This window comes from Leclercia adecarboxylata, assembly GCF_023639785.1.
GTDB lineage: Bacteria > Pseudomonadota > Gammaproteobacteria > Enterobacterales > Enterobacteriaceae > Enterobacter > Enterobacter adecarboxylatus_D.
Window position 1 is genome coordinate 2,777,895 of record NZ_CP098325.1, and the last position, 18,210, is coordinate 2,796,104.

The following is an 18,210-nucleotide window of genomic DNA, read 5'->3' on the forward strand; positions in this document are numbered from 1 at the left end:
GTATTCCTCACAGATCGATCACTAAGCGGGCGCTTTTTGCCCGGGAACAACACAACAGAATCTGGTCGCCGTCGGCTTTCTCTTCGTCGGTCAGGTAGCTGTCCCGGTGGTCCGGCTCGCCTTCCAGCACGTCGGTCAGGCAGCTGCCGCAAATCCCCTGCTTGCAGGAGACGCAGACCTTCAGCCCGGCCAGTGCCAGCGCCTCGACGATGCTCTGGTTCTCCAGCACCTGCACGGTGATGCCGCTGGCGGCGGCGAACACTTCGAAGGCCGCCCCGCCGGTGACCACGTCGGCGCTGAAGCACTCCTGATGCACCTGCTCCGGGCGATAACCGAGGCGGGTCGCCTCGTCGCTGACCGCATCCATCAGCCGCGCCGGGCCGCAGGTGTATACGTGAGTGTTGGCCGGGACGTCACTCAGCACGGCCGCCAGGTTCAGGCGCTGACTGTCGCTGAAGTGCAGATGAACGCGGTCGGCCCAGGCCGCCTGTTCCAGCTGAGAAATAAACACCGCCTGTTCCCGCGTCCGGGCACAGTAGTGCAGGCTGAACGAGCGCCCGCTGGCATGCAGTTCGGCGGCCATCGCCAGCATCGGGGTGATGCCGATCCCGCCGCCAATCAGCAGGCAGTGGCTGGCGGACGCCTCCAGCGCAAACAGGTTGCGCGGATCGCTGACCTGAATGCGATCGCCAACGTTCAGGGCGTGGGCGGCAAGAGAGCCCCCCTGGCTTTTACTCTCTTTCAGAATACCGAGCTGGTAGTGGCGGCGATCTTTCGGGTCGCCGCACAGGGAGTACGGACGCACCAGGTCTTCTGCCAGATGCAGATCGATATGCGCCCCCGCGCTGAAGGGCGGGAGGTCGATACCGTCAGAATGCGCCAGCGTCAGCAGGACCACCTCGCCCTGCAACTCCCGCCTGATAACCTGTAATGTCAGCATGTCGACTCCTTAACGCATAAACAGGCCGCCGTTGATGTCCCAGGTCGCCCCGGTGACAAACGACGCCTGCTCTGATGCCAGCAAGGCCACGGCCTGTGCGACAAACTCTGCCTCACCTAACTTGCCCACCGGGATCATCGCCAGCAGCCCGGCCATCTTCTCTTCCGGTACCAGGGCGTGAACCATCGGCAGATCCATCGGACCCGGGGCAATGGCATTGACCGTCACGCCGGATTTGCTCAGCTCGCGGGCAAAGACTTTGGTGAGGGTCAGGATGCCGCCCTTTGAGGCGGCGTAGTGGGCCCCGGAGGCGGTACCGCCGTTCTGCCCGGCCAGTGACGCCAGGTTGATGATACGGCCGTAGCCTTTCCCCGCGAAGTAGCGCCCCATGGTCTGGCAGCCGACAAAGGTGCCGCGCAGGTTGGTGGCGATCACCCGGTCGAACTCGTCGACGTCAATCTCCATCACCGGGGTGGCGAGGGTCAGCGCGGCGTTGTTCACCAGCACCTCCAGGCTGCCGAAACGCTCGAGGGTGGCTGCCAGCGCTTTGGCAAAATCCTGCGGCTGGCGGATATCCAGCCCCAGCGCCAGGACTCTGCCCTGCCCGTCATCCAGGCGATCCGCCGCCTGCTGCGCCCGGGCGGCATCGACGTCGGTCAGCACCACCTGATAACCCTGCGCCAGCAGGTGGGCGGCAATCACGTTGCCGAGACCGGCGGCGGCGCCGGTCACTAATGCGGTTTGCGTCATGGGGGGCTCCTCAGAGGATGTAGCCGATGCTGTGCAGCACATCGTCGCTGTTGACCAGGCGGATCACCTTCTGGGTAATCAGCAACGTGCCGTCCTGCGGCGTCAGGTGCCAGGTGATGTCCGCCGCGTAGTGGCGGCTGTGCCCCTTGCGGTGCTCCCACAGGGACTGCGCCCCGCGCACCACAATCAGATCCTCGCTGGACGACAGCAGACGGAAGCGCGACAGGGTACGCAGCGTTCTGGCCCGCGGCGTGGTGGAGATCGACTCCCCGCTGTAAAGGCGCTTCACCCGGCGCTCGCGCATGTGGTGATCGTCGCAGGCGTAGTTAAGGGTATTTTTAAAATCGGTTTCGTTCGGGTCGATGGGCACCACGTACAGGCCGTCGCGCTGCCACAGATCCAGCCAGGCGTTGAACTCGCCCTGGTCCAGCAGATCGCCTTCGAGGTTGATTACGGACATGGCCGCAAACAGGACAGAATCTGAGGTCATCATTTTTCGCTCTCCGTCATCAATTTCTTCCACTGCTGATAGGCTGCACGCATGCCGGTTTCGGCGCTGACGTCGCTGCGCAGGCCATCGTCGGTGCGGTACTCTCCGGCGAGTCCCCGGTTGAGCATGATCCACAGGTCGTCCCCTGCGGTGGCCCCGCGCTGAACGCGCTCCCAGGCTTCGGAGTCATCCGGGGTGCCAAAGCCCATCGGCCCCTGGAAGTGTTCGTGCAGACGCAGGCGCGCCTGGTTGGCAATCTCCGGCCCGCCGTCCATGGTGATCACCGCGTGGTGAATTTCGGTTTCCATTACGGAGATGGGCTGCAAAACGCGGAAGAAGGCCATGGAACAGGCGATGTTCGGGAACAGGTTGAGGTTGAAGCCGGAGCCGCCCACCGCGCGCACGATGCGGCGCACCTGATCTTCGTCGTGCTCTTTGCGCAGTTCGTCTGCCAGCCCGACGAAGCGCTCCGGGATCGGCGCGTCGAGGTTAGCATCCAGATCCACCAGCTCGGGGATCATCACCATCACGCTGTGGCCATTGCCGAGATCTTCCACGTAGCCGCTGCCGTCCACGAAGTTGAGCATCTCTTCGGTCTGCTTATCGACGGAGCTCAGGAAGGAGCGGTGCACCACCGGGAAGTGGTAGCCGTCGGTGGTGTTCTCCAGCTGAATTTTCCAGTTGCCCGGGAAGCGGAAGCGGTGCGCAGGCCCGGTCTTGATCGGGTAGCCCGCTCCCTGCTTCATAAACAGATCCATCCACTTCTTCGCCGCGCCGAGGAAATCCTCCAGGGGTTCGATCGCCTCGTTAAAGGTGGCGAAGACCATCCCGGCATACTGTTCGGTACGCAGCGATACCAGCCCCAGCTCGTTTTTCTCCAGCCTGTCGGCATAGCTTTCCGGATGCGGCACGCCGCGCAGGCTGCCGTCGAGGGCGTAGCCCCAGCCGTGATACGGGCAGACAAAGCTGTTGGTCTTGCCGCTGCGGTGTTCGCAGACGGTGGCCGCGCGGTGGCGGCAGCGGTTCAGCAGGGTGTGAATGGCGCCTTTACGGTCGCGCACCACAATCACCGGCTGGGTGCCAATTTCGGTGGTTTTGAAGCTGCCGGTCTCCGGGATCTCGCTGACGTGCGCGACCCAGACCCAGGTTTTGCTGAAAATACGCTCCAGTTCGAGCTGGAAGAGTGCGTCTGAGGTGTAGAGCGACGTGTGGACGCGGTCATGTTTTACCAGGCTCGCAATCTCTTCCCTGCCCGGAACCGTCTGCGCCGTGGTATCGATATTCTTGACATTGATGAGGTGGTCACACTGCATAATCTTTCTCCTGCTGGCGGTCGGGGTTCTAGTTTTTGTCAGGGACAGGTAACGCATCCGCCGCATGCCAGTGGCTCACCGGCCGGCTGAACAGGTTGCGGGTGGTGAAACGGTGCATGGTCATTTCACCCGCCTCGCGACGGAAAATAATCTGCAGCTCGGCGGCATTCAGATGCGCTCCCCCGGCGGTAAAGGCGGAGGTTTGCAGCATCTGCCAGCGGCCATGCAGCTCGCCGTCGGCATCGTAATAGAGGGCTTCGGAGCACAAAAAATGGCCGTTCAGGGCGAAGTGCGCGGGGGTGCGGACGTAGCCCGCCATCATCGCTTCGATTGCCGCCCGCCCCTGGTGTCTACCCAGCCGGGTGGCATAAGGCTCACCCAGCCCTTCCCAGCAGGCGTCTGCGCTGAACAGGGCCCCGATGGCCTGCACCGTCGCCATGTCGTCCAGCCGATCGCACAGCCGCATGTAGGTGCTGATGCAGACCCGGGCTGCCTGCTGATCTTCAAGCTGCTGTAAACGCAGAGCATCCTGTGGGCTCATGACTGACTCCGTTACTGAATAATCAGTTCGCGACCGACGCGGGCTTCGATCTTGCAGTACTTCCACAGCTTGCTGTCGCCGTCGCCCACCGGGGTGGTGCGGAACAGGTTGCAGGCGGCTACCACGCTGTCGAGGGTGTCGGCATCGGCCAGCACGTAGGTGGTCCAGGGCGAGGTGGTGGACGGGCCGACCATCAGGCGGTCATCGTCCATGTTGCCGATAACACGAATGCCCTGGGTTTCGTCGATGCCCTTCATCATCACGCCGAACGCGGCCCACACCTGTTTAGCTTCCGCCGGGGTGGCGTCAAAGAAGTTCTGGTTCACGCCGATGCAAAACAGCACGCGTAAGGTTGTTGTCTGACTCATCTGTTGCTCCTTTGGTAAAAATTACAAATAACCCGGCAGAGGCTGGCCACCGAAATAGACCGTACCGGCGTTGAGATAAGAGAGATCGCCCATGAAGGCGTGCTGGGTGATCACCATGGTGTCGCGCACGTAGCGTTGCAGCGGGCTTTTCATGGTGATGCCGCCCATGCCGTTCAGCGCCAGCGCCTGACGGGTGACCTCGGCGGCCACGCGGGTGACATGGGTGGACGACAGACGCAGGGCGTTGATCTGCCCGCAGGCCGGTTCATCCCCGGCGAGGATGCACTGCCATACGTCGTCGATGGCGTCATAGAACCAGGCCCGGGCGGAGCGCAGATCCGCTTCGCAGCGGGCAATCTGCATCTGCGCCTGGGGACGGTCGGCGAGGCGCGGCGCGCCGGTCACCGACTGCTGGCGATGGGCAATGGCATAGATTTCATTGAGGGCGGCGCGGGCGACGCCGAGGGCCACCACCGACAGCACCTGGGTCGCCAGCGACAGCACCGGGTAGCGGTAGAGCGCCCCGTCCAGGTTAAGCGTCCCGCCGCGAACGAAGGTCCATTCCCGGGGCACAAAGGCGTCGTTCACCACCAGATCGTGGCTGCCGGTCCCGGCCAGGCCAACGGTGTTCCACACCGGGTCGATCTGCACGCTTTCACGCGGCAACACCGCCATGCGCGGGAGGGGTTCACCGCTCTCCGGCAGGATGCCGACGCCAAACACCGAGGCCCCCATGCTGCCGCTGGCAAAGCCCCAGCGGCCGGAGACGCGGTAGCCGCCGTCCGCCAGCACCGCTTTCTGCGGCGGGAAGATGCCACCGGCAAAGACCACGTCCGGACCGTCGCGGTAGAGCTCTTTTAAGGTCTCCGGGGGCAGCGCCCCGAGATAGAACGGGCTCATGCCGAAGCTGGCGACCCAGCCTGCGGAGCCATCGGCGGTGGCAATCTGCTCGATCAGCTCACAGAACTGCGCCGGGGAACACTCCTCGCCGCCGTAAATTTTTGGGACTAATGCGCGATAGACGCCAATCTGCTTAAAGCGGGCGATGATGTCGTCAGAGATATGGCGCTGTTGCTCAAAATCGGCGCTGCGGGTGGCGACTTCATTCAGCAGTGGAACGAGTTCCTCACGAACATGAACGGCAGACATAGCTTCCTCCCAAAAGAGTGTGCGGCCCGCAGAGAGACGAGTGCTGCCGCAATGAGTGGTACTCACTGAGTTATTGTTAAAACTGAAGGGTGAAACGGGATGGTTAGCGGCGTCGTCGTCCGGACAACCACTCAGCCGCCTGGACCAGCAGCCCCTCCTGCCCTTTGGCCGCGACGAGCTGCAGCGCCACCGGGCGTCCGTTGAGGGTGCCCGCGGGCAGGGTCAGCGCCGGATGGCCGCTGAGGTTAAAGGGACGCACCAGCCGGGTGAGGTTCACCACGGTCAGCGGATCTTTCGCCTCGTCCAGCGTGGGCGGCAGTTCGGGCAGGGTAGCCAGCGCCAGCAGCGGGGTCTTTGCCAGTTGGGCATCTACCTGGGCGGTAAACGCCTGGCGGATCGCTTCTGCGGCGGTCAGGGCACCGGCATCGATATCGGCCCCGGCGCGGATGCGGGTGGCGACATCGGCAGAGACCCGCTCATCGCTCAGAAGCGGGTTAAACGCCTGCCAGTTTTCGTGGCTGATGAGGGTCAGCCCGGCGCGATGGGCATCGCCCAGCAGCGGGAGTTCAATCTGATGCGGCCGCAGATCGGCCTGGGCTAAGAAATCCAGCAGCAGCGCGTCGATATCGCTTAGCGCCGCCGGGATAAAACCGATGGCGGGCAACTCCTGCAGCGGGGCGTCAACCGGCAGCGCCAGTCGGATCAGCACATCGCGCAGGACGTCGGCACGGCGGGCGAAAATCCCCACGCAGTCCAGCGAACTCTGGGCGGGCATCACCCCTTTCCGGCTGAGGCGGCCATAGGTCGGCTTTAAGCCGAGGATGCCGCAGCAGGCGGCAGGCATGCGCACCGAGCCGCCGGTGTCGGTGCCAAGCGCAAAATCGACCTCGCCGGAAGCCACTACCCCGGCAGAGCCGCTGGAGGAGCCGCCGGGGATCAGGTCGGGAAATAGCGGGTTCACCGGCGTGCCGCCCCAGGAGTTGATCCCGGTAACGCCAAACGCCAGCTCATGCAGGGCCGTTTTTCCGGTCAGGACGCAGTGCTGCCCGAGAAGGGTCTTAACCACGTCGGCATGTTCAACAGCCGCCGGGTTAGCCGCCAGCGCCGGGCAGCCGGCACGGGTGGGAAAGCCTGCGATGTCGAGGGTGTCTTTCACCGCGAAGCGAAGGTCGCCCTCACCGAGGGTGAACTGCGCGACGTAACCATTGCTCTCAGTAACTGGCTGCATAATTCGCACCTTAACCAGAAAAAACGAATCATATTCGGCCGGGGCAGTCTTCGCTGCGGTTCGACCCACGTTGCTTCAGGTCAATCATGGAATATTTAGATGAATATTCAAGTAATATTTCACGTTAATTTTACGAAAAAATAACACTGAAACATTTTGTTAACACATGTGGATAAGTGGGTCAGGACAATGAAAAATAACAATAAACCCTGAGCAGGAAGGAAAAAAAAGCCGCCCTGTTTACCCGGACGGCTTTTTAAATAAATTCTTTATTTACAGACTGTTATAACAAATATCTACGCCGGTCACAAAACCGCAATTCTCCCGGCACTGGCTTCAGAGCTCGTTGAGATTGTCGAGCACCTTTGAAAGGGAGAGGTTCATTTTTTCCCTCTGGGCGGCCGTCATTCCCTTGAAACCCTTCTCGAAAACCTTGCTGGTCAGACGGTGGGCTTCAGTCACTTTTTCGCGTCCGGCATCGGTAAGCATCACCTCGGTGACCCTGGCATCCTGCATGCTGCTGGCGGTGGTCACCAGGCCGTCATCGCGCAAACGACCGACGATTTTGGTGACGGTGGGCATTTTGGCCATTGCATATTCGGAGATCTGCGAGATGCTGGCCTTACCGTACTGCTCGGTAATCATCAGCACCCGAAAGCGGGACACATCGAGCTGCACCTTTTTCAGTGTGATTTCCATGACTTGCGTGTAGCGCGCATAGACGTTGACGATCCAGTAGAACGGGAACTCTTCGCGGTGAAAGGTGGGGCCGGTGTCTGACGATGTGTTCGTTTGACTCATGAAATGACGTTCCAGAAGTGATGCAATGGCTGCAATTATACCCGCTATTTACCGCCCGCTATAGCCCGATCGCACCCTGCCCCTGGCTGTTAACAAATCTCTGCGCCGCAAAAGCCGATCGATATCGCATTATGATTCGAAAACGCTACGTGATTAACATTTGCGTATCATTTTTTGAACATAATATTGACGTTCATATCTGCGGTTTCCTATACGTTAGCGCACGTGTTCAGGTTGCACGAAATAACAACAATACCTCTAACCGCCATGTGGAGCATTTCATGAACGACAGCCCATCGATGGAACAGACACGTGCCAACGTGCTGGCTCCGCCTTCGTCTGCTGACGGCACGCTCGATCCGCGTCAACAGCGAGTGATCAAAAAGTTATTCCGCAGACTCATCACTTTTTTGTTCATTCTGTTCGTCTTCTCGTATCTGGATCGCATCAACATCGGCTTTGCCGGTCTGACGATGGGCAAGGATCTGGGCCTGACCAGCACCATGTTTGGCCTGGCGACAACGCTGTTTTATGTGATGTACGTCATCTGTGGCATCCCCAGCAACGTGATGCTGAGCGTGGTGGGCGCCCGCCGCTGGATTGCTATTCTGATGGTGGTGTGGGGGATTGCGTCCACGGCCACGATGTTCGCTACCGGCCCTAACAGCCTGTACGTGCTGCGCATGCTGGTGGGGATTGCCGAAGCGGGCTTCCTGCCGGGGCTGCTGCTGTATTTAACCTTCTGGTTCCCGGCGCACTACCGCGCCCGGGCCAACGCCCTGTTTATGATTGCCATGCCGGTGACGATGGCACTGGGATCGCTGGCTTCCGGGTACATTCTCAACCTCGACGGGGTGATGAACCTGAAGGGCTGGCAGTGGCTGTTCCTGCTGGAAGGCTTCCCGTCGGTAATTCTGGGCTTTGTGGTCTGGTTCTGGCTGGACGACAGCCCGGATAAAGCCCGCTGGCTGACCCAGGATGACAAGGCCTGTCTGAAGGAGATGCTGGAGGCGGATCGCCTGAACGCCCAGAGCACCCAGCTGCGGGAGCAGGCGGCGCTGGCGCCGCAGCAGCGCAGCGTGATGCGCGAGCTGTTCACGCCGACTATCATGCTCTACACCCTGGCCTACTTCTGCCTGACTAACACCCTCAGCGCCCTGAGCGTCTGGACGCCGCTGATCCTGCGCAGCATCAGCGAGGAGAGCAGCAACGTGACCATCGGTATTCTGAGCGCCATTCCTCAGGTGTGTACCATTGTGGCGATGGTCTGGTGGAGTAAAAGGTCCGACAAGCGCAACGAGCGGAAAGTCCACACCCTGCTGCCGTATCTGTTTGCCGCCGCAGGCTGGATCCTGACCGCCACCAGCGCGAATCCGATGCTGCAGTTCACCGGGATCGTAATGGCCTCGTCAGGAGCCTTCGCCGCGATGGTGATCTTCTGGACCACCCCGGATCGTTCCATCTCCCTGCGCGCCCGCGCATTGGGTATTGCGGTGATCAACGCCACCGGGATGACCGGTGCCGCGCTGGGGCCCCTGCTGATGGGGCTGATGAAAGATATCACCGGCAACTTCAACGCCGGGATCTTCATGGTGGCCGGTTTCCTCGTGCTGGGCGCGGCGGTGATTGCCTTGATCCCGATGAAGCACGCGACGAAGCAGGCTGAGGCGTTGAAAGGGTTGCCGACGAACGGGTAATTTTTAGCACCTGTGCGAGATTGCCGGGTGGCGGCTACGCCTTACCCGGCCTACAGGTCGATTTTGACTTTGTCGGCCCGGCAATGGAGGTGCCGACAAAGTTCGCCACGCCAAAGCCCAGCAGGATCAGCGAGATGGTCTCCACGCTCACCTGCCCCACCGTCTCAAGGAACGGTCGCAGGTAGGTAAAGAGGGCAAAATGCCCGCTGAAGATCAGAATGGTGGCCAGCAGGCCGCCCACCATCCCCGGACGACGCAGCACCCGCACCAGCAGCCGGGCGTTTACGCGGATTGTCGGCCAGTCAGACGCCACAGGCGATCTGACCGGCCCGGAGAGTTACAGCCAGCTCTGCTGGACAGGTGTGCCTTCGGTGCGATCCGCCCGGGGCATCTCGATGGCCAGCGTTGACAGGTGTTTGGCCCACAGATCGGCCACCCATTTCACGCCGCGGGCGGTAAAGCGTGCCTGCGACCAGGTACGCTCGTTTTCTCCCACCCCGCTGTGCAGGGTAAAGTAGCCCGCATCGATGTGGTGCTGCGGCGGAACCAGATTGCCGCCGACGCGCTGCATGATATTACGCTCCAGCAGGAACTCCCGGAACTGGGGCTCCTTAGCCTTGAGGATCTTACAGAGCTGGCGGAAGCCCAGCGACTCCTTCACCTGCACGAACTGATCAAAGAACGCCGCCTTTGGGGCCCAGAGCGCAAGCTGCTCCTCGGCACGCTGGCGTTTTTCATACTGCTCGGCCCAGGCGCGCGCCGCCGCAGCCGGATTGGTGAAGTCCGGGATGTTGACGTTTCTCTCCTGCTCCTGCCAGCGATCGAGCATGGCGGCCGTGAAGCCCGGGGAGATACGTGAAACCGTCAGCAGGGAGTCCCGTTTGTTCAGCAAAAACTCCTGCCGCATTTCACCTTCGCGCTCATACAGGCTGGTCGTGACCGGCTGCGAAAGACGCTGCGCCGTTTCCAGGCTTTGCACCATGCGCTTCACCTCGGTATGGGCAATACCGGTCAGCTTGGCGATTTCGCGGCTGCTGATGGTGGCAAGCTGGCCACTGGACTGGAAAGTTTCAACAGGAATTACCATAGGTTTCACCCCTCACTCATACATTACTCGGGTAATTTGCTCTAATAGTATACAAATACCTGTTCAAATATCCAGTATAATTTTTAAACGATCGCCATCAAAGCCACGCCACGCCTAAGTTACGGTAATCAGGGCTGTTTCTGGCTCACCCTTTTTTCGGCGACGCCAAAATGCGCCGTATCACCCTGGCCGTGTTCTCCGCTACCCTGCACGCGCTGAAGCTGAATGACCTCGCCGCGCTGCCAGGCGTTGGCGCCTTCTGCAACCGGATGAGCTACGATATCGGCCCGCTGGGCTTTTATCTTTTGCGTATCGATCCTCAGACGACTGTCGCGATCCGCCAGCAGCGCCGGATCGAGCTGCCCCTCTCCGGTAAAGCCCATCATCAGCGCGGGTATGCCAAGCGGCAAGGTTTTGTCGCGATCCGTATGCCAGGTGTGCCAGGTTTTGCCGTAGGTGTTGACGATTTTATTCATCAGCGCCTTGTCGGCGACCGCAGGCAGGCCGGGTGCCACCAGGCTGCCCGATTTCACTTCGTACTGATGGCTGTGCCAGAGCTTTTTCTCCTCCGGCGGCAGGGTATTAAACAGGCGCTCGCTGATGATGTACTCCACCCCCATCAGGCGGGCATCTTTCGTGTTGCCGTCATAGATGACCGCCTGCATGACCTCTTCATTGAGCACGGTCACGTAGTGATGGGCCTCCATCTGCCCGTTTTTATCCCCGCTGTAAAAATGAAAGCCGTCCAGGTAGGCGCTGATGGCCTCCACCGGCGGCCGCGACTGGATAACCTGGGCCCCCGTCTCCAGGGTACTCAGGGTAGCAGAGGTGCCTTTGCCCGGAAGCGGTGCCTGCGGCGGCGTATTATTCGCCCCGCAGCCGACAAGCAGCAGGACAGCAAGATTCAGAGGTAAGGATTTCATTGGCACTCCTTTTCATAAAACCTGGTTATGAAGGTAGTGCAGATGCGGCAAGCCAGCCAGACCGGGTGAGTGGTCTGGCTGGTGCCCGGTCAGAAGAAATACTTAAAGCGCAGACGGCCACCGTAGCGGGCGTCGGTGTCGCCATCAGCCTCTTTCGGGTGGGCATCGATCCAGGACGCGTACGCCCCGAGATAAATATTGAAGTTTTTCATTTTCATGACATTGGGAAACAGATACGACGCATGCAGCGTATGAATATCGTAATTGCCCGGATGAGTTATCCAGCACTCGCCGTCACAGTCGGCGTTCAGTCCGGTCGCGTTAAATCTGTCTATCTCGTTATGGGCGTAGATATAGCCCAGCTCAGCGTTTTTCCACAGGCCGTTGATCGCGGCGGTAAAGTCCGTTTCGTCGCTGGCATCCATGTAGGCGGTATTAAGATTGACCACCACGCCGTTATCGGGATCGGTTTTTTGCCCGTTCCAGCGCATCGTCAGGCCATAGCCGGTACGATCGGACTGATCGATCCAGCGGCCCGTCGCATCCCGGTAACCGTAGGCGTTATCCACCAGGTTGCTCTCCATTGCCACCGCGGTGGAGAAGCGCCCTTCTGACCAGGCGATAACCGGGCGCACATAGGCGACGTTTTTATCGTTATCCAGCGCCATACCGTGATACTGCTTATCGACAAACAGCGAGCTGCCATTTTCCAGCAGGGTGTTAACCTCAAGGTACCAGTTACCCAGATTCTTGCTCAGCAGGAGGTTACCGCCGCTGTCGCTGCGCCCGCGCCCCTCTTTCATCATGTAGATGTAGCCGTAACCGTCGCTGTAGAGATCGTTTGCCGTATTGCCGGAATACTCAACGAAGGTGTCCTGGTTGAGCGGGAACATGTCATAGGCTTCGAAGCGCCCGACTTTGACTTTCCAGTCATTCTCCTGGCCAAAGAAGAATGCCGCGTCATCCAGGTTCATTCTGCCGGTCACATCCGCCAGCGGCTGTACCGAGAAACCGGCAAACTGGCCGTTGTCCATTCGCCGGTAGCCGTCAAAGCCCAGCAGCAGGCGGCCATTGATATCCCAGCGCTCGTTGTTTGACGGAGCCCAGTCTTTGTTGGGGCTGGTGCGCAGGGAGGTCAAACTGCCGCTGCGGCTGGCGGCGTCCATATTCAACTCCACATCGCCATAGAAGCGCAGGTCGCCGTAGCCTGACAGGGTCAATGTGGGCGCAGGCGTCGCCGGAGGTTCGGCGGAGACCAGGTTCACCGTCGGGGCGTGTTGTGCCTGCTCCAGGCGCGCAATCTGGGCTTCGGCTTTTGCCAGGCTGGCTTCCAGCCGGGCGATTTTCTCCTCCATGCTGTCCGTCCGGGTGGCGGCCAGCGTGGTGACAGGAATACAGGCGCTGACCAGCAGCGCAATATAATGTATACGCATAGATTCCATCCTGATGATTTATTATTAATTCCACTGTTGCGTTATGACTTTGCAAATTCACCGTTATTTAAATCCGTCACAACGGCATGCATTTTCTGTTCATCGAGGCGGTAAAATTTAATTGCCACGGCGGTAAACAGATAAAAGAGTGACGGGATGAGGGTAAATAACCAGATCACCCCTTGCACCGCCTGAGGTGATTGCACGGCGGCGCTGGATTGATATTCAAACCCGGCCAGCACCCAGCCCAGAATAGCGCCCCCGACGGCGACGCCTAATTTAATGACAAAAATATTGGCAGCGACGTTCATACCGGTAATTCGACGCTGGGTTTTCCATTCGCCGTAATTATTGGCGTCGGTGATCATAGACCACTGCAGCGCACCGTTTCCGCCCTGCACCGTCTGAATAAGGAAATGGGCTACCAGCGGGATCAGCCAGAATTGCACCGGCAACCAGAAGCAGACGATGCCCAGCCCGGCATTAAGCAGGTTGATCCAGAATGAGAGTTTGATTTTGCAGAAGCGGGAACCCAGCGGCTGCGCCAGTAGCGAACCCAGCATCGAGGCGATCATCCCGCCCAGCATAAACAGCGAGATAATATCCGTGCCCTGGCGCAGGACGGTATTGACGTAATAGACCACCGCCCCGCCGCGGATCACCACCGCTATCAGCATCATAAAGTTGTAGACGGACAGAATGCGCCACTGCTCATTGCGAAACAGAATTTTGACGTCACGGACAACATTGAGGTTTTCTTCCTTAATTGGCTGGACGCGCTCTTTGGTGGTGGCAAAACAGATGATAAACATCAGGCAGCCAATGACCCCGAAAATGGCCATCGCCACCTGAATGCCGCTCGCGCGATCCTGGGGATAGAGATAATCCGCCAGCGGCAGAATGCAGGCAGTGCCCAGAGCCCCACCCAGCGGGGTGATGGCAAAACGCCAGGACTGCAAAGAGAGGTTTTCTCGCGGATCGGAGGTAAGGGCCGCCCCCAGCGAGCAGTAGGGAATATTGATGGCGGTATACATCAGGGTCATAAAGATATAGGCCGCCACGGCATAGACCACCTTGCCGCTGTCAGAGAATGACGGGATGGTATAGACCAGTACGCAGCTGACCGCGAACGGAACGCAGATCGCCAGCAGCCAGGGCCGAAAGCGTCCCCAGCGTGAGGAGGTGGCATCAGCGATGGCGCCCATTATCGGGTCGGTAATGGCGTCCAGCAGTCTGACCAGTAAAAACATTGTCCCCATTACCGCTGGCGGCAGCCCGTAAATATCCGTATAGAAATAGGCGAGGATCGCCACTGATGAATCGAATACGATATGGCTGGCCGCATCGCCCAGGCTGTAACCTATTTTCTCTTTTACCGCTAATTTTTCCGTTGCCGACATTCAGGTTTCTCCCTGTTATTTATGTATCCGGTTATTTCTGCTGTCGACATAATCTCCCCTTAGCTTCCCGTGCAATCCATTATGTTTTCTCGCTAAGAAGTTATGATTTTCCCTTTATGTGATCCGCGTAGTTAAGGGTTATTTACGCAACTAATAAATTGCGCAGGATATATATTTTTGCGTGGATTCCCGGTGCTGAATACGCACCGGTAAATAGTCTGGTTTTGTGCAAAATGTTACTTCTGACACGCGAAGTGACAAATATTCGTCTAAGGTTTTCAGGTGAAAGACGGCAGCGGCCGCGCTGCCCGGAGAATCCAGGAGAACAACCATGATGAGACCTCAGCAGCACGCAGCACTGCGGCTGGCAATTGGCGGCATCCTGCTTGGGATAACTGCCTTCAGCTATGCGGACGAACCGAATGGCGCGAAGAAACAAGCGCCGGACATTCTGTTTGGCCCACTGTTTAACGATGTGCAAAGCGCCAAACTCTTCCCCGATCAAAAGACCTTTGCCGATGCCGTACCGAAAAACGATCCCCAGGCGATCCTCGCCGACTACCACATGCAGCGTAAACAGTCCGGGTTCGATCTCCGCCATTTTGTGGAGATGAACTTCACCCTGCCGACCGAAAAAGAGAAATATGTGCCGCCAGCAGGCCAGACGCTGCGGGCTCATATCGACGGGCTGTGGCCGGTGCTGACGCGCACGACCTCCAGTGCCGGGAAGTGGGATTCGCTGCTGCCGCTGCCGCAACCCTACGTGGTGCCGGGCGGACGCTTCCGTGAGATTTACTACTGGGACAGCTACTTCACCATGCTCGGGCTCGCAGAGAGCGGCCACTGGGATAAAGTCGCCAGCATGGTGGACAACTTCGCGTATGAGCTGGACAGCTGGGGCCACATTCCCAACGGCAACCGCAGCTACTACCTGAGCCGCTCCCAGCCGCCGTTCTTTGCCCTGATGGTGGAGCTGCTGGCGACGCACGATAAAGAGGCGCTGAAGAAGTACCGTCCGCAGATGGAAAAAGAGTATGCCTACTGGATGGAAGGGGTTGATGCCCTTCAGGCAGGCCAGGCCAGCCAGCGGGTGGTGAAGCTGGACGATGGCGCAGTGCTTAACCGCTACTGGGACGACCGTGACACGCCGCGCCCGGAATCCTGGCTGGATGATATCAACACCGCGAAAAAATACCCCAGCCGCCCGGCAACGGAGATCTACCGGGATCTGCGCGCTGCAGCGGCTTCCGGCTGGGACTTTAGCTCGCGCTGGATGGACGATCCGAAGCAGCTGGGGACGATCCGCACCACCAGCATCGTGCCGGTGGATCTGAACGCCCTGATGTTCAAAATGGAAAAACTGCTGGCGAAGGCCAGCCAGGAAGGGGGAGACAGCGAAGCAGCCAGCCGCTATGAGGGGCTGGCCGCCGACCGTCAGAAAGCCATGGAGCGCTACCTGTGGAATGATAAACAGGGCTGGTACGCCGATTACGATCTGAAAACCAAACAGGTGCGCGACCCGTTAACCGCCGCGGCCCTCTTCCCGCTGTACGTCAATGCGGCCTCGCAGGAGCGCGCGGACAAAACGGCGAAAGCCGCCGAAGCCCAGCTGCTGAAAGCCGGGGGGATCTCGACCACCACCGTCAACAGCGGCCAACAGTGGGATGCACCTAACGGCTGGGCGCCATTGCAGTGGGTGGCTACCGAAGGGTTGCAGAACTACGGCCATAAAAAAGTGGCGATGGACGTGACGTGGCGCTTCCTCACCAACGTGCAGCACACCTACGATCGCGAGCAGAAGCTGGTGGAGAAATATGATGTCTCTACTACCGGCACAGGCGGCGGCGGTGGCGAATATCCGCTTCAGGACGGCTTTGGCTGGACCAACGGCGTAACGCTGAAGATGCTGGACCTGGTATGTCCGCAGGCCAACCCTTGCGACAAAGTACCCGCCACGCAGCCCGCGGCCAACGATGAACCGGCAGAAACGCAGAAAAGTGTCGGACAGCAGTAATACACAGGCCGGATTGCCCGGCGGCGCTACGCTTGCCGGGCCTACAAGGTCAAAGGCGACATGTAGGCCGGGTAAGGCGTAGCCGCCACCCGGCATCTGCACCGGTGCGGCCGATACCCCCTCACCCTGACCCTCTCCCTCAGGGAGAGGGAGAACAGCACAAAAAAAACGGCTCTTTTTAAGAGCCGTTTTTATGGGTTTCAGGCGCGTCGCACCATCCTGTAAACCAGCAGCACGATAATGGCACCCACCACAGCCACCAGAAAACTTTGCAGGTTAAATCCGGATACACTGCCGCCGATGCCAAACATCGTTGCCAGCCAGCCGCCGACAACCGCACCTACGACCCCAAGGATACAGGTCACAATAAAGCCGCCGCCATCACGTCCCGGCATGATGAATTTTGCGATAACGCCAGCAATCAGACCAAATACAATCCAGGCGATGATACCCATAGTAATGCCCTCTTGCAGAGTTAAGCTTGCGCGGAACACCGGCCCGCGCAGGTAATACTAAGTATAGGCAATCGCGGGAAAACCAGTTTTACTACACCGACTTAATTGCGGATGAGGCGAAAAAAATAATTAGCGGTTTGTATTAAGTTCCGCTATGGCGTGCCGATAACGCATCCACAGACTGTCATCAATGAAGGAGCCCCGGGGCGTGAGTAATTACAGTGAGCAGTTCCTGAAAACTAATCCGCTGGCTGTTTTGGGTGTACTACGCGATCTGCAAAAAAATGATGTGCCCGTGCGTATCAGCTGGGGAAACAACCAGTTCATCAGCAAAATTCTGGATGCGACGCCGGAGCGTCTGGTGATGGATTTAGGCAGTCAGGAGTATGAAAACCGCTCGGTGTTACGCGCAGAAAACATCACCGTGGCCGCCGACACGCAGGGTGCCAAGGTCGAGTTCGGGCTGCCGCGGCTGGAACAGGGGAACTACCAGGCGCTGCCCGCTTTTATCTCGCCGCTGCCGGCCTCGGTATGGTGCATTCAGCGCCGGGAATATTTCCGCATCAGCGCCCCGCTGCATCCGGCCTACTTCTGCAAAGCCAGAATGCCAGACAAAAGCGTGATCCGTTTTCGTCTGCACGACCTGTCGCTGGGCGGCATGGGCGCCCTGATGGATACCGCCAAACCGGAAGGTCTGGTTGAGGGGATGCGTTTTTCGCAGATCGAACTGGATATGGGTGGCTGGGGCCGCTTCTTTTTCGATGCGCAGCTGATCACGGTGAGCGAACGTAAAGTGGTGGACAGCAAAAATGAAACCATCACTACGCCGCGTCTGAGCTTCCGTTTTCTCAACGTCGGGCCAGGCCCGGAACGCGAGCTACAGCGGATTATCTACTCGCTGGAGCGTGAAGCGCGGGAACGCGCTAACAAAGTGCGTTGATCGCGACCGGGCAGCGCATGGCTGCCCGGCAGCAGATTACATGGCGTCCATCGCTTTTTGCACTTTCCAGATATAGCGCGGTGCCTGCGGTGCGGGGTGGTTATTAACGACATGCTCAAAGAACTCGTCTTTATCCATATCGTTGATTTCGGCTATTGCCTTTTTGCGATCCGACGAGAAGGTACGCAGCAGCGCGCCCGCGCCGTTAACGTACGACACCACCAGCGCATACTGCATCACTTCCGGATCCTCAATCCCTTTCAGGATCCCGTGCTCCAGAATGCTCAGATAGGCGGTACCCATGGAGATATTGCGCTCCGGGTTTTTCAGCTCGCTGGTGGAGGGTTGCCCGCTCCAGCCCATATGCCGGTAAACCTCGCGTCCGGCGGTGGACGCTTTAAGCTGCATCAGGCCCACCGCGTTGGATTTACTCACCAGATTCGGGTTGCCGCCCGACTCCACCGCAATAATGGCGGTTACCAGACGTGGGCTGACGCCCCAGGCCTCACCGGCTTTTTCGCTGATCGGCATCCACTGCATCGCCCGTTTAACCGGAACTTCCGGGTTCCAGTCCGGCTTCTGGTAATCCTGCTTTGAACTGCATCCTGCAAGCAATACAATCAGAAAAGCAAACCATCTCAATTTCACGTCATCTGTCCTTATGGTCATTCATCGCTGTTA

At 59.2% G+C, this 18,210-nt stretch carries 18 protein-coding genes and 1 pseudogene; 3 read left to right on the forward strand and 16 right to left on the reverse strand.

The genetic code is table 11. The annotated features are described in order from the left end of the window. Nucleotides 1-7 precede the first annotated feature (7 nt). From NB069_RS13230 to NB069_RS13270, 9 genes are all read right to left on the reverse strand, one after another. Entirely contained in the window at nucleotides 8-940 is a 933-nt protein-coding gene (locus NB069_RS13230; protein ID WP_250584233.1) for a PDR/VanB family oxidoreductase, read from the reverse strand. Between the two features lie 9 nt (nucleotides 941-949). Next, nucleotides 950-1,690, reverse strand: coding sequence for an SDR family NAD(P)-dependent oxidoreductase (locus NB069_RS13235; RefSeq protein ID WP_250584235.1), 741 nt, complete (start codon nucleotides 1,688-1,690; stop codon nucleotides 950-952). A gap of 10 nt (nucleotides 1,691-1,700) precedes the next feature. Beyond that, nucleotides 1,701-2,180: an aromatic-ring-hydroxylating dioxygenase subunit beta gene (locus NB069_RS13240; protein WP_350223418.1), complete on the reverse strand. Its 480-nt coding sequence runs from the start codon at nucleotides 2,178-2,180 to the stop codon at nucleotides 1,701-1,703. Next, the gene (locus tag NB069_RS13245; protein WP_250584239.1) at nucleotides 2,180-3,493 is read right to left on the reverse strand and encodes an aromatic ring-hydroxylating oxygenase subunit alpha; all 1,314 of its coding nucleotides are present in this window, start codon (nucleotides 3,491-3,493) and stop codon (nucleotides 2,180-2,182) included. Before NB069_RS13245 ends, NB069_RS13240 begins: the two co-directional genes overlap by 1 nt. Before the next feature lie 28 nt (nucleotides 3,494-3,521). Further along, nucleotides 3,522-4,034, reverse strand: a complete 513-nt coding sequence (locus NB069_RS13250) for a nuclear transport factor 2 family protein (RefSeq protein ID WP_250584241.1) — start codon at nucleotides 4,032-4,034, stop codon at nucleotides 3,522-3,524. A gap of 11 nt (nucleotides 4,035-4,045) precedes the next feature. Next, complete coding sequence (locus tag NB069_RS13255) at nucleotides 4,046-4,402, reverse strand: hypothetical protein (protein WP_039030753.1); 357 nt, start codon at nucleotides 4,400-4,402, stop codon at nucleotides 4,046-4,048. Nucleotides 4,403-4,423: 21 nt separating this feature from the next. After that, a complete protein-coding gene (locus NB069_RS13260) occupies nucleotides 4,424-5,551 on the reverse strand; it encodes an acyl-CoA dehydrogenase family protein (RefSeq protein ID WP_250584243.1) in 1,128 nt (375 codons plus the stop codon). 103 nt (nucleotides 5,552-5,654) lie between these two features. Continuing rightward, nucleotides 5,655-6,779, reverse strand: coding sequence for an amidase (locus NB069_RS13265; protein ID WP_250584245.1), 1,125 nt, complete (start codon nucleotides 6,777-6,779; stop codon nucleotides 5,655-5,657). A gap of 336 nt (nucleotides 6,780-7,115) precedes the next feature. Then, entirely contained in the window at nucleotides 7,116-7,580 is a 465-nt protein-coding gene (locus tag NB069_RS13270; RefSeq protein WP_250584247.1) for a MarR family winged helix-turn-helix transcriptional regulator, read from the reverse strand. Between the two features lie 281 nt (nucleotides 7,581-7,861). Between NB069_RS13270 and hpaX the strand changes: the two genes are divergently transcribed. Continuing rightward, the gene (gene hpaX / locus NB069_RS13275; protein WP_250584249.1) at nucleotides 7,862-9,277 is read left to right on the forward strand and encodes a 4-hydroxyphenylacetate permease; all 1,416 of its coding nucleotides are present in this window, start codon (nucleotides 7,862-7,864) and stop codon (nucleotides 9,275-9,277) included. Between the two features lie 76 nt (nucleotides 9,278-9,353). On the opposite strand, the pseudogene NB069_RS13280 reads toward hpaX, so the two are convergent. The 5 genes and pseudogenes from NB069_RS13280 to NB069_RS13300 form a co-directional block, all read right to left on the reverse strand. Continuing rightward, nucleotides 9,354-9,548 (reverse strand): annotated as a pseudogene (locus NB069_RS13280) (MFS transporter); the annotation flags it as partial. 66 nt (nucleotides 9,549-9,614) lie between these two features. Continuing rightward, the gene (locus tag NB069_RS13285) at nucleotides 9,615-10,364 is read right to left on the reverse strand and encodes a phage antirepressor KilAC domain-containing protein (protein WP_250584251.1); all 750 of its coding nucleotides are present in this window, start codon (nucleotides 10,362-10,364) and stop codon (nucleotides 9,615-9,617) included. A gap of 128 nt (nucleotides 10,365-10,492) precedes the next feature. Then, nucleotides 10,493-11,287: an OBAP family protein gene (locus NB069_RS13290; protein WP_250584253.1), complete on the reverse strand. Its 795-nt coding sequence runs from the start codon at nucleotides 11,285-11,287 to the stop codon at nucleotides 10,493-10,495. Nucleotides 11,288-11,376: 89 nt separating this feature from the next. Further along, the gene (locus NB069_RS13295) at nucleotides 11,377-12,720 is read right to left on the reverse strand and encodes a carbohydrate porin (RefSeq protein ID WP_250584255.1); all 1,344 of its coding nucleotides are present in this window, start codon (nucleotides 12,718-12,720) and stop codon (nucleotides 11,377-11,379) included. A 41-nt stretch (nucleotides 12,721-12,761) separates the two neighbouring features. Beyond that, on the reverse strand, nucleotides 12,762-14,120 hold the full coding sequence (locus NB069_RS13300) for a glycoside-pentoside-hexuronide (GPH):cation symporter (RefSeq protein ID WP_250584257.1): 1,359 nt from the start codon (nucleotides 14,118-14,120) through the stop codon (nucleotides 12,762-12,764). A 331-nt stretch (nucleotides 14,121-14,451) separates the two neighbouring features. Between NB069_RS13300 and treA the strand changes: the two genes are divergently transcribed. After that, nucleotides 14,452-16,134, forward strand: a complete 1,683-nt coding sequence (treA, locus tag NB069_RS13305; protein WP_250584259.1) for an alpha,alpha-trehalase TreA — start codon at nucleotides 14,452-14,454, stop codon at nucleotides 16,132-16,134. Nucleotides 16,135-16,334: 200 nt separating this feature from the next. On the opposite strand, the gene NB069_RS13310 is transcribed toward treA, so the two are convergent. Then, nucleotides 16,335-16,589, reverse strand: coding sequence for a GlsB/YeaQ/YmgE family stress response membrane protein (locus NB069_RS13310; RefSeq protein ID WP_039030762.1), 255 nt, complete (start codon nucleotides 16,587-16,589; stop codon nucleotides 16,335-16,337). Nucleotides 16,590-16,797: 208 nt separating this feature from the next. Here NB069_RS13310 and ycgR point away from each other — a divergent pair, with 208 nt between their 5' ends. Next, nucleotides 16,798-17,529, forward strand: coding sequence for a flagellar brake protein YcgR (ycgR, locus tag NB069_RS13315; protein WP_250584261.1), 732 nt, complete (start codon nucleotides 16,798-16,800; stop codon nucleotides 17,527-17,529). 36 nt (nucleotides 17,530-17,565) lie between these two features. Here the strand turns inward: ycgR and emtA are convergent, their stop codons facing one another. Next, entirely contained in the window at nucleotides 17,566-18,177 is a 612-nt protein-coding gene (gene emtA, locus NB069_RS13320; RefSeq protein ID WP_250584263.1) for a membrane-bound lytic murein transglycosylase EmtA, read from the reverse strand. Nucleotides 18,178-18,210 lie beyond the last annotated feature (33 nt).